Origin of the sequence: Azohydromonas lata (genome assembly GCF_034427735.1) — a bacterium.
GTDB lineage: Bacteria > Pseudomonadota > Gammaproteobacteria > Burkholderiales > Burkholderiaceae_C > Azohydromonas > Azohydromonas lata.
Window position 1 is genome coordinate 1 of sequence record NZ_JAXOJX010000030.1, and the last position, 19,347, is coordinate 19,347.

The window sequence follows — 19,347 nt, forward strand, 5'->3', positions numbered from 1 at the left end:
ATAAGAGACAGGCCTGGCGGCGGCTGGCGGCATGTCCGCCACCTCGGCCACCGGCAGCGCCGCCGCCAGCACGCGCGGCACCACCAGCAACCTGCTGGCGCAGACGGCCGAGCCCAGCATCGGCGGCCAGATCCAGGCCGACCCGAACAGCAACGCCTTCATCATCACCGCGCCGGAGCCGCAGTACCGGCAGATCCGCGCCGTCATCGAGATGCTCGACACCCGCCACGCGCAGGTGTACGTGGAGGCGCTGATCGCCGAGGTCACGGCCGACCGGGCCACCGACCTGGGCGTGCAATGGCTGGCACGCACCAGCAGCGGCAGCGGCCACGTGCGCGCCGGCACCAACTTCGGCAGCAGCGGCAACCTGTTCGGCATCGCCGCCGCCGAGGCCCAGGGCAGCATCGCCGCCGGCACCTACAACCCGGGCCTGAACATCGGCCTGTTCCGCGGCTCGCTGGCCGTGCTGGCCAGCGCGCTGGAAACCCGCGCCAACGCCAACATCCTGTCCACGCCCACGCTGCTGACGCTGGACAACCAGGAGGCCAAGATCACCATCGGCCAGAACATCCCGGTGGCCACGGGCGCGTACTCCAGCACCGCGGGCGCCTCCACGGTCACGCCCTTCACCACCTACGAGCGCATGGACGTGGGGCTGACCCTGAACATCCGCCCGCAGATCAATGCCGACGGCACGATCAAGCTGCAGATCTACCAGGAAGTGTCCAGCGTCGTGGGCGGGCTGGGCAGCAGCGCCGCGACGTCCTCGAACGTGGTGACCAACAAGCGCACCGTCGCTTCCACGGTGCTGGTGCAGGAGGGCAGCGCCGCCGTGCTGGGCGGGCTCATCCAGGACCAGTTCGACAGCGGCGCCAGCCAGGTGCCCGTGCTGGGCAGCCTGCCGCTGGTCGGCCATTTATTCCGCAGCCAAAACCGCAGCCGCAGCAAGACCAACCTGATGGTGTTCCTGCGCCCGGTGATCGTGCGCGACGGCGAGGACCTGGAGCGGCTGGCCCAGGACCGCTACGACACCTTGCGCCGGCTGCAGGAAGCCTTGCAGCCCGCGGCCAGCGCGCTGATGGCCGTCAACCGCGCGCCGCTGCTGCCGCCCAGCCCCCATGCGGGCCTGGGCGCGAGCGGCACGGACGGCGCCGTGGCGCCGAAGGGGGGCATGCCGGCCCCGCTCGTGGCGCCCTTCGATGCGCAGGACCCTTCCGCGCCGGCGGGCGCACCTTCCGCCCCGGCGCCCTGAGCCGCCGCAGTGCCGAGCACCATGCGCTATCCCTTGCCCTATGCCTTTGCACGCGCGCACCAGGTCCTGCTCGAAGCGCAGGACGCGGGACTGGTGCTGTGGCATGGACCATCCCAAGGCGCCGATGCCGCCGCCGGCACCACGGCCGGCGCCTGCGGCGAGGTGCTGCGCAAGTACGCGGTGCACGCCCTGCGCGAGGAGGGACCGGCCGAGCTGGCCCTGCGGATCGGCCGGGCCTACGCCGACGGGGATTCGAGCGCGGCGCAGGTGGTCAGCGAGGTCGAGTCCGATACCGACCTCTCGCGCATGATGCAGGCGCTGCCGGCGGTGGAGGACCTGCTGGAGACGGCGGGCGATGCGCCCATCATTCGCATGCTCAACGCGCTGCTCACGCAGGCCGCGCGCGACGGCGCCAGCGACATCCACATCGAGCCCTGCGAGCGCGCGTCCTCGGTGCGCTTTCGCATCGACGGGGCGCTGCGCGAGGTGGTGCGGCCACAGCGCGCGCTGCACGCGGCGCTGATCTCGCGGCTCAAGGTGATGGCGCAACTGGACATCTCCGAGAAGCGCCTGCCCCAGGACGGCCGCATCGCGCTGCGCATCGGCAGCCGCGCCGTGGACGTGCGCGTCTCCACCTTGCCTTCGACGCACGGCGAGCGGGCCGTGTTGCGCCTGCTCGACAAGAGCGGCAACCGGCTGAGCCTGGAGGCCGTCGGCCTGCGCGGCCCGGTGCTGCGGGCTTTCGAGCGTCTGATCGCGCAGCCGCACGGCATCGTGCTGGTCACCGGCCCCACCGGCTCGGGCAAGACCACCACGCTCTACGCGGCGCTGGGCCGGCTGGTGTCCGACAGCACCAACATCATGACCGTGGAGGACCCGGTCGAGTACGAGCTGCCGGGCGTGGGCCAGACGCAGGTGAACGCGCGCATCGAGCTGACCTTCGCCAGGGCGCTGCGCGCCATCCTGCGCCAGGACCCGGACGTGATCATGATCGGCGAGATCCGCGACTTCGAGACGGCGCAGATCGCCATCCAGGCCTCGCTCACCGGCCACCTGGTGCTGGCCACGCTGCACACCAACGACGCGCCCAGCGCCGTGACGCGGCTGACCGACATGGGCGTGGAGCCCTTCCTGCTCAGCTCCACGCTGCTGGGCGTGCTGGCGCAGCGGCTGGTGCGGCGGCTGGAGCCGGCCGACCCCAGCGCCTACCGCGGCCGCACCGGGCTGTTCGAGCTGCTGGTGGCCGACGACGCGATCCGCGCGCTGATCCACCGCGGCGCCGCCGAGGCCGAGATCCGCGCCGCCGCCACCGCCAAGGGCATGCGCTCGATGCGCGAGGACGGCGAGGAGCTGGTCACTCTGGGCACGACCACCCTGCAGGAAGTGCTGCGTGTGACGCGCAGCTGAGCCGCGGCGCCACGACATCCCCACCCCGATCCGGACCACCCTCCAGGAGCCGCCCGCCATGCCCGCCTTCGCCTTCGATGCCCTGGACCTGGAGGGCCGCCCGCGCCGCGGCATCGTCGAGGCCGACACGGAGCGGGCCGTGCGCAACCAGTTGCGCGCGCAGTCACTGGTGCCGCTGGGCGTCAAGGCGGTGGTTTCCGGTGCAGGGACGGGACGCGGCCCCGGCTGGGCGCTGCTGGCCGGCCGGGGCCGGGCGCTGGGCCCCGGCGCGCTGACGCTGTGGACCCGCCAGCTCGCCGACATGGTGTGCGCCGGGCTGCCGCTGGAGCAGGCCCTGGCCGCCCTGGCCGAGGACCTGGATGACGAGCGCCAGCGCGCATTGGTGGCCGCGCTGCGCGCCGAGGTCAATGGCGGCAGCAGCCTGGCGCGGGCGCTGGCGCTGCATCCCCGCGAGTTCTCCGCGATCTACCGCGCGGTGGTCCATGCCGGCGAACAAAGCGGCCAGCTCGGCCTGGTGCTGGACCGGCTGGCCCGCGACCTGGCCGAGCACCAGGCGCTCAGGGGCAAGGTGCTGGCGGCCGTGCTCTACCCGGCCATCGTGACGCTGCTGGCCCTGGGCATCGTGGGATTCCTGCTGGGCTACGTGGTGCCGCACGTGGCCCAGGTGTACGCGGGCCGCCAGCATGCGCTGCCGGTGCTGACGGCGCTGATGCTGGGGCTCAGTGCCGGGCTGCGCCAGCACGGCCCATGGCTGGTGGCCGGGCTGCTGCTGACCGTGCCCGCGGCCCGGGCGGCGCTGCGCGTGCAGCGGGTGCGCGAGGGCTTCGACGCCTGGTGGCTGCGGCTGCCGCTGGCCGGCCGGCTGGCCGGCAGCTTCAACGCGGCGCGCTTCGCGTCCACGCTGGGCCTGCTGGCCGGCGCTGGCGTGCCGATCCTGGACGCGATGCAGGCCGCGGCCGACACCCTGGGCAACGCCGCGATGCGTGCAGGCGGCCGGCGGGCCGTAACGCAGGTGCGCGAAGGGGCGTCGCTGGCCGCGGCCCTGGCCGGCGAGCGAGGCTTTCCCAACGTGGTGACGCGCTTCTCGCGCCTGGGGGAGCAGACCGGCGCGCTGCCGCTCATGCTGCAGCGCGCGGCCGCCCTGCTTTCGGATGACGTGCAGCGCCGCGCCCTGCAGATGGCGACGATCCTGGAGCCGCTCCTGATCGTCGGCATGGGGCTGGTCGTCATGCTGATCGTGCTGGCCGTGCTGCTGCCTATCATCGAGCTCAACCAGTGGGCGGGATAACCGTGGACGCAACAGGCAGCACGCGCATGGCATCGGCTGCGACCGGCCTTCCTTCCGGCACCTCTGCGGGCTTCGGCGTGGAGCCAGGCGCCTCCCGCACGAAGGCGCGCGGCGCCACCTGGATGGTCAGCGGCCTGATCTGGACGCTGCTGGCCGGCTCCGTGGTGGCCTGGGCATGGAGCCTCGTGCAGGGGGCTTCCATGGCGCCGAGCGCCGCGGTGCAGGCGGTCCCGGTGCCCAGCGAAGCCGGACGGGTCAAGCATCTGCTGGGAGCCCCCGCCAACCGTTCCACCCGACTGGCCACGCCCCGGCCGAAGCTCGTGCTGACGGGTGTCATCGGCAATCGGCAGCAAGGGCACATGGCACTGCTGGGCATCGAGAACCAGCCTCCCAAGCCGTTCCTGGTGGGCCGGGAAGTTCTGCAGGGCTACGTGCTCAAGGCTGTGGACACGCAGCAGGCCGTGCTGACGACACCCGATGGAGACGATTGGGCGCTGGCCATGCCGCAGGTCTCCGCCTCCCAGGCCGGTTCGCCCGTCACGGCACGCTCTACACGCCGTGTGGAGCGGTGACGGAGCACACGCCGCCGGCCGCGCTCATTCCGGCTGGATGTTGGCCGCCTTGATGATGCGGCCCCAGCGGTCGAGCTCCGCCTGCTGGAAGCGGGCCAGCTCATCCGGTGTCGACACCGCGACCTCCATCCCGTTGTGTTCGACGAAGCGCTTGACGCCTTCCGAGGCCATGGCCCGGTGCACGAGCTCATTGAGCCTGTTCACGACGGGCGCCGGCGTTGCGGCTGGCGCGTACAAGGCGTTCCAGTAGCCGGATTCGTAGCCGGGCAGGCCTGACTCGGCCAGGGTCGGCACGTCGGGGACCAGCGGCGTTCGCTTGGGGCTGGTCACGCCGAGGGCGCGCAGCTTGCCCGCCTTGACCTGCGGAAGGCTGGTCGTCAGGTCCACCGTCATCAGGTCGGTCTGCCCGGAGACCAGGTCGATGACGGCCGGCGGGTTGGCCTTGTAGGGCACATGGTTCAGTTGAACGCCCGCCATCTGCTTGAACAGCTCCGTGGCCACGCGCGCGGAGGAGCTGCCTTCGCCGAAGTTCAGCTTTCCCGGCTCCTTCTTCGCGAGGGCGATGAGCTCCTGCACGTTGGTCGCCTTCACGCCCGGGTTGACCACCAGCAGCATGTAGCCCTTCACCAGCAGGCTGACCGGCGCGAAGTCCTTGATCGGGTCGTAGGCGATCTTCTTGAACAGATGCGGGTTGGCGGCCTGTGTCGTGTTCGTGGTCATGAACAGCGTGTAGCCGTCCGGCGCGGCACGGGCCACGGCCTGGGCCGCGATGCCGCCGGATGCACCGGCGCGGCTGTCGACGATGACGGGTTGCCCGACCGCCTTGGTGATTTCCGCGCCGATGGCACGCGCCAGGCCATCGGTCGTGCTGCCGGGGCTGGAGCCGATGACGATGGTGATGGGCTTGGCCGGATAGGGCTGTGCAAAGGCAGGGCTGAGCACGCAGGTGCCCAGGGCGGTGGCCACCAGGGCGGTGAAGCGGCGTCTGAACATGGTTTGTCTCCGTTCGGGGTGGGTCTGTGCGGTGCCGTGCTGTGGCACGGTCTCAGGTGGTCAGGCTCATGGGCGGGCGCTCGCCGCAAAGGGCTTGGGACAGGCTCGCCAGCACCATCTCGCCCATGGCGGTGCGGGTTTCCCACGTGGCGCTGGCCCGATGGGCCTGCAGCGTCACGCGGTCCGACCCGCGCAGTGGCGCCGGCACGCGCGGCTCGTCGACGAAAACGTCGAGGCCGGCGCCTGCGATGCGGCCGGCCTCCACGGCGGCGACCAGGTCCGGTTCGTTGACCAGGCGCCCGCGCGCCACGTTGACCAGGAACCCGCGCGGGCCGAGCGCTTCCAGCACCGCCGCATCGACGATGCCTTCGGCCTTGTCGGCCGCGGCGCAAAGCACCAGGGCATCCGACTCGCGCGCGAGCTCAATCAGCTCCGAAACGAAGCGGTGCGGCACGTCCGCCATCGGCTGCAGATCCGTGTAGGCGATGGGGCAGCCGAAAGCCGCGGCGCGCGCGGCGACCGCGCGCCCAACCCGCCCCATGCCCACGATGCCCAGGCGCATGCCGCTGAAGCGGCGTGCCAGCGGGATGGCGCTGGGTTGAGGGAACAGCTCCCATTGCCCTTCGCGCACGAAGCGGTCACCGGCGCACAGGTTGCGGCAGGCGGCAATGAGCAGGCCCAGGGCGAGATCGGCCACGTCCTCGGTCAAGGCGCCCAGCGTGGCCGTGACGGGCAACCCGCGGGCGCGGCAGTACGCCAGATCCACCGCATCGGTCCCCACGCCGTTGATGGCGACGACCTTGAGCGCCGGCAAGCGCTCCAGCATCTGCCTGGAAATGCCGGTATGCCCGCCTGTGATGACGGCCTGCGTGGTCGCCCCATGCGCTTCGAGCCATGCCTCGGGGTCCGCCACTTCGAAGTACCGATGCACCTCGTACAGCGCCTGCAGGCGTTCGTTGATCTCGGGAATCAGGATGGGGTTGAGCTGGAGGACCTTGTGCTTCATGTCGGCTCTTTGCGGGCTGGCGCGCGCGCCGAGAAACTCTGGACGGGCGCGGGTGGATGTGAAGCCATTCTGTTTTTATATTGATTTTTCGGTCAATCTTGATATATAAAATCAATATAAATTCAGCGGAGCAGTCTGGTCATGGCCACATGGATCACGATGGACGAGGCCTGTGGCCTGCTCAAGGTGCGGCCGCAGACGGTCTATGCCTACGTGAGCCGGGGAAAGATCGAGGCCGCGCCCGATCCGCAGGACAGCCGGCGCAGCCTCTACCGTGCGGACGACGTGAACGCGCTTGCAAAGCGCAAGCAGGATGGGCGCAAGCTGGAAACGGTGGCGACCAACACCCTCTTCGGTGCGGAGCCCAGCATCCCGACCGCCGTCAGCACCTTCGTGCGAGGCCGCCTTTGCTATCGGGGCCAGGACGCGGTGATGCTGGCCTCGGCGGCGACCTTGGAAGACGTTGCTGGGCTGCTGTGGGGCGCCGAGCAGCCCGTGGCGTTCGGCACCGCTTCCCAGGCCAGTTCCAGCGACCCCGGGCGGATTGCCGCCTTTATCCTGCTGGCCACGCTGGCCGCCACGGGGCATTCCACGCGGGGGCGCCTCACGCGTGTCTTGCATGAGGAGGCCCAAAGCCTCGTGGGCCAGGTGGCCTGCTGCTTCGGGGCAGCGCGAGGCGCGGGTGCGCCGCTGCATCTGCGCTTTGCGCAAGGCTGGGGCTTGTCGGCGGATAACGCAGAGCTGCTGCGCACGGCGATGGCGCTGCTGGCGGACCACGAGCTGACCAGTTCCGCTTTTTCGGCCCGCATTGCAGCCTCGACCGGCGCGTCACTGCCGGCCTGCCTGCTCGCCGGACTCGCCACGTTTTCCGGACCTTTACACGGCGACGCCTCGGGGCGGGTGCGTGCTCTCTTCGATGAGGTGGATCGCTTGGGCGCCGACGAGGTGGTGAACCGCTACCTCTCCGCGGGCTTGCCGATTCCCGGCTTCGGCCACCACCTGTACCCCGATGGTGATCCGCGGGCCCAGGTACTGATGGGCCTGTTCGATCCACCCGCGGCCATCAGCCGGTTCATTGCGAAAGCTGCTTCGTTGACGGGCTTGCAACCCAACATCGACGTGGCGCTTGCAGCCCTGGTGGCCCGCCATCGCCTGCCTGCCGACGGCGCCTTCGCACTGTTTGCCACCGCCCGCAGTGTCGGACTGCTGGCCCACAGCATGGAGCAGATGAACATGCCGCAGGTGGTACGGCCGCGTGGCAGGTACATCGGTCCCCCTCCGGACCTTTCCCCCAACGGCCCTGTGCCCGGTTAAGCCTTCCGCAGGGACAAGCACGCAGCAGACACGGCGACTGCCTATTTTTGTGGCATCGCCAAACTTTCCTGATGAATTAAGGGCTTGTGTTCTTCCGGTGCCGCTGCTCCACGGACTTGTCCACAGAATCCGTGGGTAACCGGAACCCACAGCGCCGTCGATGTACCGCAAATGCAACATACCTGTAGCCAGTGTCATTTCCCAATGACACCAACCTGACCTGACTTCCACAAACCCCATCCCACCTCCAACAACACGCAGCCGCCACAAACCTACTGCCTTCAAAACGAACCGCGTATGTTGTTCGTAAAGGGATCAAAGCACGCGGCACCCCGTGCCATCGCCCAGCAGTTGATGAAGCTTGCGCTCTTGCTGGGACCACAGGCCGTCTACTGATGGGTGAACAGCGCGGCTTGGTCGTCTGAACGCGCGGCCACGCCACGCGACGCCTTGGCCACGGCCTTGAGCACGTGCTGTCCAAAGGCATGCTGCAACCGTGGCGTATCGCGCAATTCGGCCTCGGTGATGGGCCCCTTGGCGCGCTGCATCTGTGCCCCAAGGGCACGGAAGACCAGCGTCCGTGCGAACGAAACGCGCAGCTCGGCACGCTGCGCCTGCTCCGCTGCCAGGTACAGCGCATAGCCGCGCTCGCCCTGCTCCTGGTACTCGCGCTGAAGCGACTCCCCGGCCAGCCGCTCGTGTGCCGGCTGGCGCTTGTCCACAGCAACAGCGGCCGCTTGCGCAGGCCCGGGCGCCGGCACAGCCGCGGGCTCGGTGACACCGGCTTCAAGCTCGGCCTTTGGAATGGACCAGCCCTCCTGGATGGCCTTCATGAGGTAGCGACCCGGCGCGCTGATCTTCTTGCGCTGCGTGGCCATGCGGTGGCGGACGAACTCGATGGCGGCTTGGATGCGCTCAGGCGTGTAGTCCTCGGCCTTGGCCGCAATGGCCTGCAAGTCCACGGCGCCTATGCCGAACTCGCCGCGCAGCGTCTCGTAGAGGTTCTTGCGGGTCTCGGTCTGGCGCAGCGACTGCACCATCTTGCCTTCCTGCTCCGAGAACACGAAGCGCAGGTGCGTCACCTTCTTGGAGCCGGGCGACGACTTGGTTTCCACCTCAACGAAGAGGTCGGAAAGCTCGTTGATCTGCTCGATGGCCACCAGCAGCGCGCGGCGGCGGAACTCCGGCCAGGCCGCCATGAACTTGGCATCTGCCGCACCTGTCCACTTGCGGGCCTCTTCCAGCGTGAGCCAGTCGGTGGGCGAGCCGCGAAAGGCGATCGACTTGAGCTTTTCGTACAGGCTGTGCGCGAATACCGACGTGAACGCCGAGGTCGTGCGCAGCGACAGGAAGGTGAAGCCGCGCGGGTCCTTGTGCAGCTTGCGGATGGCCGGATCGAACTTGAAATAGACCTTGCCCCCGGCCACGCCCACGATGCCCACCAGCGGGATGGAGACGAAGTCGTGGCTGCCGTTGGCGTTGGGCCGCTCGCGCCGCACGACCACGCTGGTCTTTTGCGCCTCGCGCAGCGCCTCGTTGAGATGCTTGTGGTTGCGGCTCTGGTAGTTCAGCAGGAACTTGAACAGGCCCACATCGCACTCGAACTCCACCACGTCGGCCGGCGCATCGCACGCCAGGTAGTTCATGACGTTGAGGCCGCGGCGGGCCAGCACGCCGACGCCGGACACGTCCACAAAGATGTTGTTCTTCGGAAAGGCCAGGTCCCCTTCCGCATCCGCGATCGTGGCGGTGCGGCCCTTGCGGCCAATGGTTTCCTCGAAGAGCTGCAACGCGTACTGCTCGCCGACGACATCCGTGGTGATGAGTTTGTTCTTGGCCATGGCGCCGGCGTGAGGACGGGTCAGGAAGGCCGCAAGGCTAGTGCCTATCCTGACTGTACGTCAACCATGATGGTCAGTTTTGTGCCACTTGCGCTCGACACCACGGCAAAGCTCATCACAAAAATGGTCACGATGCTCCCGCAACCGCGTCGCTGCACCGCGCGGTGCATGAGCACAACCATGGTCATGATGGCTGGGGACAAGTCTTAAATACGCTGTGCTGGCGCCCACTTGGCGGTGCCGGCACAGAAATGGTCAGCTTTCACAGGAATGGTCAGTTTGCCGCACAGAAATGGTCAGCTTGCGGCACAGAAACAGTCATCTTGCTCATCACAAAAATGGTCAGGATGCGCACAAAAACAGTCATGTTGACTCGGCCAGAGCACAAAAACAGTCATTTTTCCCACACTAACTTATTGTTTTTAAAGGATTTTTTGACTCTCTAAAGCTTGCTTGTTTTTAAAGCTATTAAAAGCTGGCTAGCAAGTGGAAGAAAGCTTTCCGTGGTTTGCGCAGAAGCGATGGCCATCCTGACTGCCTTTGTGCCGGCAATCTTTCCGTTCGCACGATGAATCCGCCGGCAGGCTGGGTGGCATGGGCGGTGCGCTGTCGCTGAAGTCATCCTGACTGTTTTTGTGCCCGCAACCGTACGGACTCGGCAGCGTGCTACTGCATCCTGACCATTTTTGTGCTGCGCCCTGTATGGGCACGGTTCACCCCAGCCCTGCTCTACAGGCCGTTGGCCCATTCAATGACCGTTCGGTCACAAAAATGGTCAGGATGATTGCCGGTTGATCGGGTTCGTCTCCGTCCTGGCCTGCCTGGCAGCACCCAGCTTCGCGCGGAGCAGCACAAAAATGGTCAGGAATCTCTCTGAGCAGGGTGGCTGCCCTGCAGACGATGCCGATCCGGACGTCCACGCTCCCGCCCTGATGGACAAGGACCTCTCTAATGCTGGCGCAACGACCGCCGCGCCGCGTTGAGCAAGGGCTCCACCAGGAAGTCCAGCGCCGTGCCTGCGCGGCTGCGGATGAACACTTCCGCGGCCATGCCTGGCTGCAAGGCCACCTCGCCCGCGGCGGCCAGCGAGGCGGGGTCCAGCGCGACCTGCACCACGTAGTAAGGCGTGCCGTTGTCGCGGTCGCGCAGCGCATCGGCCGACACCTGCGTCACGCGGCCGGTGATCAGGGGCGTGCTGCGCTGGCGGTAAGCAGTCAGCCGCACGTCGGCCGACTGGCCCGCACGCAGCTCCGCGATGGCGTCCACGCCCACGTGCGCCTCCACCAGCAGCGGGCTGCCGTCCGGCACGATGTCCATGAGCGCATCGCGCGGGCCGATGCTGCCGCCGGGCGTGGTCACGCGCAGATCCACCACGCGCCCTGAGACGGGCGCCGGCACGGCCAGGCGCTGCCTGGCGTCCTGCGCGCTGGCGAGCTGCTCCTCCAGCTCCACGATGTGGCCTTGCGTATCGCGCAGCTCGGCGCTGGCTTCCTGGCGATAGCCCTCGCGCAAGGCGTCCAGCCGGGCCTGCAGCTCGCCCGCGCGCTGGCGCGCCTGTGCCAGCTCGGCGCGGTTGGCGTCGATGCGGCCTTGATAGTCCGCGGCGGTTCGCTCCAGCGCCATGACGCGCGTGCGGTTCACGAAAGCCTGTTCGGCCAGCGTGCGGTTGAGCTCCAGCTCCTCGCGCATGGAGGCCACCGCCTGCTGCATGGCGGTGAACTCGCGCTCGCGCGCCTCCTGTTCCAGCGCCACTTGCGCCAGTTGCTGCACCAGCAGCCGCTGCTGATTTTGCAAGGCGCCCCGGCGCGCCTCGAACAGCGCCTGTTCACGCGCCAGGGCTTCGGCCAGCCGCGGTTCGGCGCGGCGCGGCCGCAGCGCCGGCGGCGCCTGCCAGGTGGAGGCGCCTTCGCGCTCGGCCAGCAGCCGCGCCTGGCGCAGGGTCTGCGCATCGAGCTGGCTGCGCAGCATCTGGTAGGTGGCGTCCACCCGCGCGTCGTCCAGCGTCAACAGCGGCTGGCCGGCGGCCACATGGTCGCCCTCGCGCACCAGGATCTCGCGGACGATGCCGCCATCGCGGTGCTGCACGGTCTTGCGGTGCGTGTCCACGCGCACCATGCCCACGGCTACGGTGGCCCCGGCCAAGGGCGCCAGTGCCACCCAGGCCACCAGCAGCCCAAGCGCCAGGGCCAGCGCCACCAGGCCGGCCAGGATGAGCCGCCGCGCCTGCCGCTGCCAGCCGTGCACCACGGCATCGTTGGCGGCCTCCATGCCGGACGGGGCGAATGCGGGCGCGGCCATGGGGCTCATTGCGCCTGGTGCAGCACGCCCACGCCCGCGGCCGTGCCGGCTGGCGCCCCGGAGGCCGCCGCCTCGGCCGCGTCGCGGCGCACGCCGATGCGCTCAATGCTGCCGTTGCGCAGCACGGCGATGCGGTCGGCCACCGACAGCACCTGCGTGCGCTGCGTGATCAGCACCACCGTGACGCCGTCCGCGCGCAGCCCCTCCACCGCGGCGCACAGGGCCTGCTCGCCCTCGCTGTCGAGGTGCGCGTTGGCCTCGTCCAGCACCACCAGGCGCGGGCCGCCATAGAGCGCGCGCGCCAGCGCCACGAGCTGGCGCTGCCCGCCGGACAGCCGCACGCCGCCCTCGCCCACGGGCGTGTCGTAGCCCTGGGGCAGCCGCACGATCATCTCGTGCGCGCGGGCACGCTGCGCGGCCTGCGCCACCGCGGCGCCCGCCGCCCCGGGTTGCAGCCGCGCGATGTTGTCGGCCACCGTGCCGTCGAACAGCGCCACCTCCTGGGGCACGTAGCCCACGCAACTGCCGGCCAGCGCCGGCAACGCGGGCGTCATTTCCATGCCGTCCAGGCGCACCACGCCGGCGCTGGGGCGGAGGAGCCCCAGCATCAGCCGCGCCAGCGTGGACTTGCCTGCGCCGCTTGGGCCGACGATGGCCAGCACCTCGCCCGGCGCCACCTCCAGGCTGACGTTGCGCAGCACCGGCTGTGCCGCGCCCTGCGGAACGTGGCTCACCCCCTCCAGCGACAGTGCTCCGCGCGGCGCGGGCAGGCCGTCGAAGGCCGGTGCCTCGGCGGGCTCCAGCAAGGGGCGCAGCCGCTGCCAGGCCGCGTGCGCCTCCAGCAGCGGGCGCCATTGCGCCACCAGCATCTCCACCGGCGCCAGCGCGCGCCCAAGGATGATGGTCACGGCGATCATCACGCCCGGCGTGGCCTGCTGCTCGATCACCAGCCAGGCGGCCACGCCCATCATGACCACCTGCACCGACTGCCTGAAGGCCCGCGTGGCCGACGACACCAGCCCGCTGCGCCGCTGGGTGCTCAGCTGGCCGGCCTGCAGCGTGCGGTTGAGCGCGCGCCAGCGCGCGGCGACGTGCGCGCCCATGCCCAGGGCGCGCACCACCTCGGCCTGGCGCAGCGCACCGTCGGTGAGCCGCGCCGCGTCGCGCGAGCGCTGCTGCAGTGCCGCCAGCCGCGAGCGCGTGATCCGCTCGCCCAGCCAGGCCAGCCCAACCAGCAGCAGCGCGCTGCACAGCGCCAGCCAGCCCAGGATGCGGCTGAAGGCGAAGATGACGCCCAGGTAGACCACCATCCACGGCGCGTCCAGCAGCGCCAGCAGCGCCGCGCCGCTGAGCGCCTGGCGCACGCAGGCCAGGTCGCGCAGCGCGTCGCGGTGGCGCGCATCGGCGCCGTCCAGCAGCCGGCGCAACGCGGTCTGCCCGCCGCCGTCCTCGAACAGGCTGCCGGCCAGCGCCAGCAGCCGTGCGCGCACCAGGTCCAGCACGAACATCAGCGCCAGGGCCAGCGCCGTGACCAGCGCCAGCATCACCAGCGTCTCCACGCTGCGCGTGGACAACACCCGGTCGAACACCTGCAGCATGAACAGCGAGGGCGCCAGCAGCGCGAGGTTAAGCACCAGGCTGAACCCGGCCACGGCCAGGAAGAGTTGGGCGTGGTCGGCCAGGAAGCGCCGCATGGCCAAGGCCCTGGTCCTACGCGAAGCTCAAGGCGTAGTCGGCCAGCGTGGTGGTGCCGCCGTCCAGCAGCACCAGCAGCGTGAGCTCACCGGCGCTCACGCGCGCGTCGTTGTCCTCGTTGGTGAACAGGAACACGCCGCTTTGCCCGCCGTTGTCCACCGCGAACAGCCGCGCCTGCTCCCCGGCATAGGCCGAGGTGGCCGAGCCTATGCGCTGCGCCGCGCTGTCGGCGGTGAGGGCGCCGGCGATGTCGGTGGTGAAGATCACCAGCTCGGCCGCGGTGGAGAAGCCCCCGGGCGCGGCGCGCTCCAGGCCGCCCTCGATGCGGCCGTCGCGGTCGCCTATGCCGAAGCCGTTGAAGATGAGCTTGTCGTCCACGCTGCGCCAGTCGGTGATGCGGTCGGCCGTGGGCGCGGCGGCGTAGTCCAGGGCATTGAAGTAGAAGATGTCGCGGCCCTCGCCGCCGGTGAGCGTGTCGCCGCCGGGCCCGCCGCGCAGCGTGTCGGTGCCCGCGCCACCTTCGAGCACGTTGGCGTCGGGGCCGCCGAAGAGGTTGTCGTTGCCCGCGCCGCCGCGCAGGGTGTCGCGGCCGCTGTCGGCGCTGAGCACGTCCTCGCCGTCGCCGCCGTCGAGCAGGTCGGCGGCCACGGGGCCGGGCGGCAATGCCGCGAGGTTGCCTGCCGACATCACGTCGTTGCCCAGGCCGCCCATGAGCACGTCGGCACCGTTGCCGCCATACATGAAGTCGCCGCCGGCATCGCCGTAGAGCGTGTCGTTGCCGTCGCCGCCGTACAGCCCGTCTATGCCGTCGCCGCCGCTGAGCACGTTGGCCACGGCGTTGCCGATGAGGGTGTTGCTTCCCGCGTTGCCGGTGCCGCGCACGGCGACGCCGCCCAGCGCGAGCACTTCCAGGTTGTTGCCCAGCGTGTAGTCGAAGTAGGCGTAGACCGTATCGAGGCCGGCGTCCACGCCCTCCTCGACGCGGGTCGTCGGGGTGTCGACGATGTAGCTGTCGCCGCCCAGGCCGCCGCGCAGGGTGACGGCGCCGCTGCCGTCGAGCAGGTCGTCGTGGTCGCCGCCGATGACCAGCGTGGTGCCGGGCGGGCCCATGAGCACGTTGTCCACGTCGGCGGCGCCGGTGAGCGTTTGCCCGCCGGCGGGGCGCTCGTCGTCGAGGATGCGGCCCTGGACATCGAATTGCCGGCCGTCCTCGGTCGTCAGCCGCAGCGTGATGGTTTCGGTGCCTTCGGCCACGGTGTCGTTGATCAGCGGGATGCGTATCACCTGCAGCGTCTGGCCCGGCTGGAAGGTCACGCCGCCCCGGTGCGCGAAGAAGTCCAGGTTGGCCTCGGCCGTGCCGGCGATGGCGGCGTAGCCCACCGATTCGACGCGGTCCGACCCGAAGTCGCGCTCTACGAAAAAGTCCAGCGTGGTGCCGCCCTCGCGCGTGGCGGCCGATACCACGCGCAGGGTCGAGGACGCGCCGAGGTTGGTCTGGTTGCCGGAAATCACCATGTGGCCCAAGCCGTCGCCCAGCCCCGCGTTGGCGGCGTTGGTGAGCCGCAGGTCGAAGAACTCGGCGGGCTCGCGCAACTCGCTGCCGGGCTGGTGGGTGGGCTCGCCCTGGTGGGCCAGCGGCACCAGCACGGTCTTGCTGACCTCGCCGGGCGCGAACACCAGCGTCTGCACGCCCTGGTCCACGTAGTCGTTGTAGCCGCCCACGGGCGCGCCGGTACCGGCGCGGGCGCTGCCGTCGCTGGTGGCGTAGCGCACCGTGACCTGCTCGGTGCTGGGCCTGTCCAGCCAGACGTGAAAGCGCGCGAAGGGCTCCCAGCCGTCCACCACGCCGTCGTCGACAAACACCGTGGGCGTGCCCGTTGGGCGGTCGTCGTCGCGGATGGTGCCCTGGGCGTCTCCCACGCCGTCCACGATGACCAGGCCCTTGGCATTGCCCAGGAACACCGTGAACACCTCCTCGGATTCCTGGAAGCTGTCGTTGAGCACGGGCACCGTGATGACGCGGCTGATCTCGCCGGGCGCGAACACCAGCGTGCCGGACTGCTCGTGGAAGTCCGCGCCGGCCTGGGCCGTGAAGCCGCGCAGGAAGTAGCTCACGCTGGTGGCCACGTCCGAGCGGGCGCTGAGCGAGACGAGGAAGCGCATCTCGCCGTCGCCCTCGCCGGCAAAGGCGTCGGACACGCTGACCAGCGGCAGGCCCACGCCGTCGTTGCGCACGCTGCTCGGCCCGGCGATGAAGGCGCGGGCATTGGCGTCAGGCACGTCCGCGCCCACCGGCGAGGACAGCCGCAGGTCGAAGTGCGTGGAGCCGTGCCAGGCGTCGTCCTGCGGCGCCACGTCCACGCGCACGGTCTTGACGACCTCGCCGGGCGCGAACACCAGCGTGCGCGGCGCGAAGGGCAGCAGGTCGCCCTGCGCCGTGGAGCCGGGGTCCAGCGCCAGCCGCACGCTCACGGAAGTGGCGCTTGGACGGTCCAGCGTGAAGGTGAACAGCGCGGCGCCGGTGGCGTCGTCCACCACCGTGTCGTCCGCATGGATCACGGGGCGGCCGCGCGGGCCGTCGTCGTCGTGGAGGGTGGCCCAGGCCACGGTGCTGGCCAGCACGTCGTTGACCGGGTTGGACAGCAGCAATTTGAAAATCTCGTCCGGCTCGCGGGCGAAGTTGTCGAGCAGCGGCACGTCCACGGTGAGGACAAGCTGCCCGGGGTCGAATGTGAGCACGCCCGCCAGGGCCGTGACGTCGGCGGTGGCCCAGCGCACGCTCACGGGTGCGGCATGGGCCTCGCTCAGCTTCACCGTGAAGCGGGCCAGGCCGTCGGATTCGTCCACGTCCAAGTCATCGATCAGGATGGTCACCGGGGTCTCCTCCTCGTTTTGGCATCGTCCTGGGCACGCTCAGACGAGGCCGAAGCTGTAGTCGGACAGGCCACTGGGCCCGCCGTCGGCCAGGACGATCAGCGTCAGCTCGTCGGCGCTGACGCGGCCGTCGCCGCCGTCGGACAGGAACAGGAACACGCCGGTCTGCGCGCCGTTGTCCACGACGAACAGCCGTTGGTCGTTGGCGGCATAGGCCGAGGTGGCCGAGCCGATCTGCGCCGCCGCGCTGGCGGCGGTGATGTCGCCGCCGATGTCCCGCGTGAAGATCACCAGGTCCGACGCGGTGGAAAAGCCGCCCGGCGCGCCGCGCACTAGCGGGTTGTCTATGGTCAGGTCGCGGTCGCCTATGGACGAGTACATGCCCAGGACGAAGCGGTCGTCGGGGCTGCTGAAGTCCGTGACCACGGTGGGCAGCACGCCGTCCCAATAGGGGCTGACGAAGGGGATGGCGAACACGTCGGCGCCCGCGCCGCCGGTGAGCCGCTCGCCGTCCATGTCGCCCACGAGCAGGTCGTCGCCGCCCTGGCCGTCGAGCGTGTCGGCGCCCTCGTTGCCGCGCAGCCGGTCGTTGCCCGCGCCGCCGTTGAGCACATCGTTGCCGGCCTCGCCGCGCAGCTCGTCGTCGCCGTTGCCGCCATTGAGCGTGTCGGCGCCGTCGCCGCCCTGCAGGGTGTCGCGCCCGTCCAGGCCCGACATCGCGTTGGCCGCGGCGTTGCCGAACATCCAGTTGTCCAGCGCGTTGCCGCTGGCGCGCTGCGCGGGGCCGAGCAGGTGGAGGTCTTCCACGTTGGCCGGCAGCGTGTAGTCGAGGTAGGCCCACACCGCGTCGTGCCCATCGCCGGGCTGCTCCACCACCACGTCGCCGCGGGCCTCGACGAGGTAGGCGTCGTTGCCCCCCAGGCCGCGCAGGGTGACGCCCGCCACGCCGTCGAGCAGGTCGTTGCCCAGGCCGCCCACCACTTCGTCGGTGCCGACATGGCCTATGAGCACGTTGTCCCCGCCGGGCGAGCCGACGGCGCGCACGGGGCCGGTGGCGATGCGCTCGTTGTCCAGGATGGTGGCCGTCACGGCCGGGACGCCGGCGCCGGCGAGCCGGATGGTGAAGGTTTCCGTGTTCTCGGCGATGCCGTCGTCCAGCAGCGGGATGTGCAGCACCTGCAGCGTCTGCCCCGGGGCGAACACCACCGTGCCGGACTGCGCCACGTAGTCGCTGCCGGCGTGCGCGCTGCCGTCCTGGGTGCTGTAGCTCACGCTTTGCAGGCGGTTGCTGGGCTGGGCCAGCAGCAGCACGTCCAGCACGGTGTCGGCTTCGCGCGAGGGCAGTGCCACGGCGTTTCCCACGCCGCCGCCGCCGCTGCCGGAGCCGAAATAGTGCGCCGGGATCACCATGTGGGCGCGCGCATCGCCCAGCGTGGCGCCGGTGGGGGCCGAGAGCTGCAGGTCGAAGAACTCGCTGTCGGCATGGATCACGAAGGGGTTGACCGTGTGTATGGGCACGTAGACGGTCTTGTTGGTCTCGCCCGGCGCGAACACCAGCGTCTGCAGCGCCTGCGCGGCGAAGTCGCCCTGGTCGCGGCTGGAGCTGGCGCTGGCGTCGGCGGTGGCGTAGCGCACGGTGACGGGCGCGGTGCTTGGGCGGTCCAGCCAGACGTTGAAGCGTGCCAAGTGCTCGTAGTTGTCCACGATGCCGTCGTCCACGCGGATCACGGGCGTGCCGCTTGGGCGGTCGTTGTCGTGGATGGTGCCCAGCACGTCGCCGGCGCCGTCGCCCAACTGCGCGTTGACGGGAGCGGACAGGCTCAGGCGCACCAGCTCGTCGCTTTCCGGCGCACGGTCCTCCAGCAGCGGCACGTGCAGCACCTGCGCCAGCTCCCCGGCCCTGAACACCAGCGTGCCGCTTTGCGCCACGAAGTCGCTGCCCGCGCGGGCGGTCAGCCCGTCGACGCGCCAGTTGACGCTCACGTCCTGGAAGGGCTTGGCGCTCAGGTTCACCACGAAGTCCAGCGTGGCGTCGCTTTCGCCGGCCTGGGCGTCCAGCACGCTGATGACGGGGTCGGACACGGGAAACACGCGCACGTCGGCCGAGCCGACGATGAAGGCGCGTGCATTCGTGTCCGGCAGGTTGAGGCCCGTGGGCGCCGAGAGCTGCAGGTCGAACCAGGCCGAGGGCGTGTTGGAAAAGGCGCGCGGCATCACGTCCACCGCCACGGTCTTGACCACCTCGCCCGGGGCGAAGGACAGCGTCTGCGGCGCCAGCGCGACGAAGTCGTTGCCGGCAAAGGCGCTGCCGTCGGCTGTGGCGAGGTTGACGCGGACCGTGCCGGTGCTTGGGCGGTCCAGCACCAGCGTGAAGAGGGCCTTGCCTTCGGCGTCGTCCACCACGGTGTCGGCCACGCGCAGCGTTGGGCGGCCCGCGGGGGCGTCGTCATCGAGCACGGTGGCCCAGGCCGCGGCACGGCCGATGTCGTCGTTCACGGGGTCGAACAGGGTGAGCTTGAACAGCTCGGTGCCCTCGTGCGTGGCGTTGTCCAGCAGCGGCACGGTGACGACGAGGCTGAGCTGCCCAGGGTCGAAGCCCAGCACGCCGGCGCGGGCCGTGTAGTCCACGCCGCTGCGCGCGCTGCCGTCGGCGGTGGCCCAGTGCACCGCCACCGCCGTGTCGCTGGCCTCGCTCAGCCGCACCGTGAAGCGGGCCACGCCGGCGGATTCGTCCACCGCGATGTCGTCCACCAGGATTGACATGGAACCCTCGCCACGAGAAGTTGCGTTGGGCGTCCGTGCGCAGC

12 protein-coding genes are annotated in these 19,347 nt (G+C 70.1%); 5 read left to right on the forward strand and 7 right to left on the reverse strand.

Features of this window, described 5'->3' with window-relative positions; translation table 11 throughout:
* Nucleotides 1–31 precede the first annotated feature (31 nt).
* From SM757_RS17775 to SM757_RS17790, 4 genes are read left to right on the forward strand one after another with little or no spacing between them, the layout of a single operon-like run.
* Entirely contained in the window at nucleotides 32–1,252 is a 1,221-nt protein-coding gene (locus SM757_RS17775; protein WP_322466508.1) for a type II secretion system protein GspD, read from the forward strand.
* Between the two features lie 21 nt (nucleotides 1,253–1,273).
* The gene (locus SM757_RS17780) at nucleotides 1,274–2,659 is read left to right on the forward strand and encodes a GspE/PulE family protein (RefSeq protein ID WP_322466509.1); all 1,386 of its coding nucleotides are present in this window, start codon (nucleotides 1,274–1,276) and stop codon (nucleotides 2,657–2,659) included.
* A gap of 58 nt (nucleotides 2,660–2,717) precedes the next feature.
* A complete protein-coding gene (locus SM757_RS17785) occupies nucleotides 2,718–3,947 on the forward strand; it encodes a type II secretion system F family protein (protein WP_322466510.1) in 1,230 nt (409 codons plus the stop codon).
* 26 nt (nucleotides 3,948–3,973) lie between these two features.
* The gene (locus SM757_RS17790; RefSeq protein WP_322466511.1) at nucleotides 3,974–4,519 is read left to right on the forward strand and encodes a hypothetical protein; all 546 of its coding nucleotides are present in this window, start codon (nucleotides 3,974–3,976) and stop codon (nucleotides 4,517–4,519) included.
* A 24-nt stretch (nucleotides 4,520–4,543) separates the two neighbouring features.
* Here SM757_RS17790 and SM757_RS17795 read toward each other — a convergent pair whose 3' ends face one another.
* Together SM757_RS17795 and SM757_RS17800 are read right to left on the reverse strand one after the other, a co-directional pair.
* Complete coding sequence (locus tag SM757_RS17795; RefSeq protein ID WP_066332364.1) at nucleotides 4,544–5,512, reverse strand: Bug family tripartite tricarboxylate transporter substrate binding protein; 969 nt, start codon at nucleotides 5,510–5,512, stop codon at nucleotides 4,544–4,546.
* A gap of 52 nt (nucleotides 5,513–5,564) precedes the next feature.
* The gene (locus tag SM757_RS17800; RefSeq protein WP_322466512.1) at nucleotides 5,565–6,518 is read right to left on the reverse strand and encodes a 2-hydroxyacid dehydrogenase; all 954 of its coding nucleotides are present in this window, start codon (nucleotides 6,516–6,518) and stop codon (nucleotides 5,565–5,567) included.
* A 159-nt stretch (nucleotides 6,519–6,677) separates the two neighbouring features.
* Between SM757_RS17800 and SM757_RS17805 the strand changes: the two genes are divergently transcribed.
* Nucleotides 6,678–7,832, forward strand: a complete 1,155-nt coding sequence (locus SM757_RS17805; RefSeq protein ID WP_322466513.1) for a citrate synthase family protein — start codon at nucleotides 6,678–6,680, stop codon at nucleotides 7,830–7,832.
* A gap of 389 nt (nucleotides 7,833–8,221) precedes the next feature.
* On the opposite strand, the gene SM757_RS17810 is transcribed toward SM757_RS17805, so the two are convergent.
* From SM757_RS17810 to SM757_RS17830, 5 genes are all read right to left on the reverse strand, one after another.
* Nucleotides 8,222–9,673, reverse strand: a complete 1,452-nt coding sequence (locus SM757_RS17810) for a replication initiation protein (protein ID WP_322466514.1) — start codon at nucleotides 9,671–9,673, stop codon at nucleotides 8,222–8,224.
* Between the two features lie 948 nt (nucleotides 9,674–10,621).
* On the reverse strand, nucleotides 10,622–11,971 hold the full coding sequence (locus tag SM757_RS17815; protein WP_322466515.1) for an HlyD family type I secretion periplasmic adaptor subunit: 1,350 nt from the start codon (nucleotides 11,969–11,971) through the stop codon (nucleotides 10,622–10,624).
* 5 nt (nucleotides 11,972–11,976) lie between these two features.
* The gene (locus SM757_RS17820; protein WP_322466572.1) at nucleotides 11,977–13,665 is read right to left on the reverse strand and encodes a type I secretion system permease/ATPase; all 1,689 of its coding nucleotides are present in this window, start codon (nucleotides 13,663–13,665) and stop codon (nucleotides 11,977–11,979) included.
* A 16-nt stretch (nucleotides 13,666–13,681) separates the two neighbouring features.
* Nucleotides 13,682–16,540: a Calx-beta domain-containing protein gene (locus tag SM757_RS17825; protein WP_322466516.1), complete on the reverse strand. Its 2,859-nt coding sequence runs from the start codon at nucleotides 16,538–16,540 to the stop codon at nucleotides 13,682–13,684.
* Nucleotides 16,541–16,579: 39 nt separating this feature from the next.
* Nucleotides 16,580–19,303 (reverse strand): Calx-beta domain-containing protein, encoded by a 2,724-nt coding sequence (locus tag SM757_RS17830; protein WP_322466517.1) that lies wholly within the window; start codon nucleotides 19,301–19,303, stop codon nucleotides 16,580–16,582.
* Nucleotides 19,304–19,347: the final 44 nt, after the last annotated feature.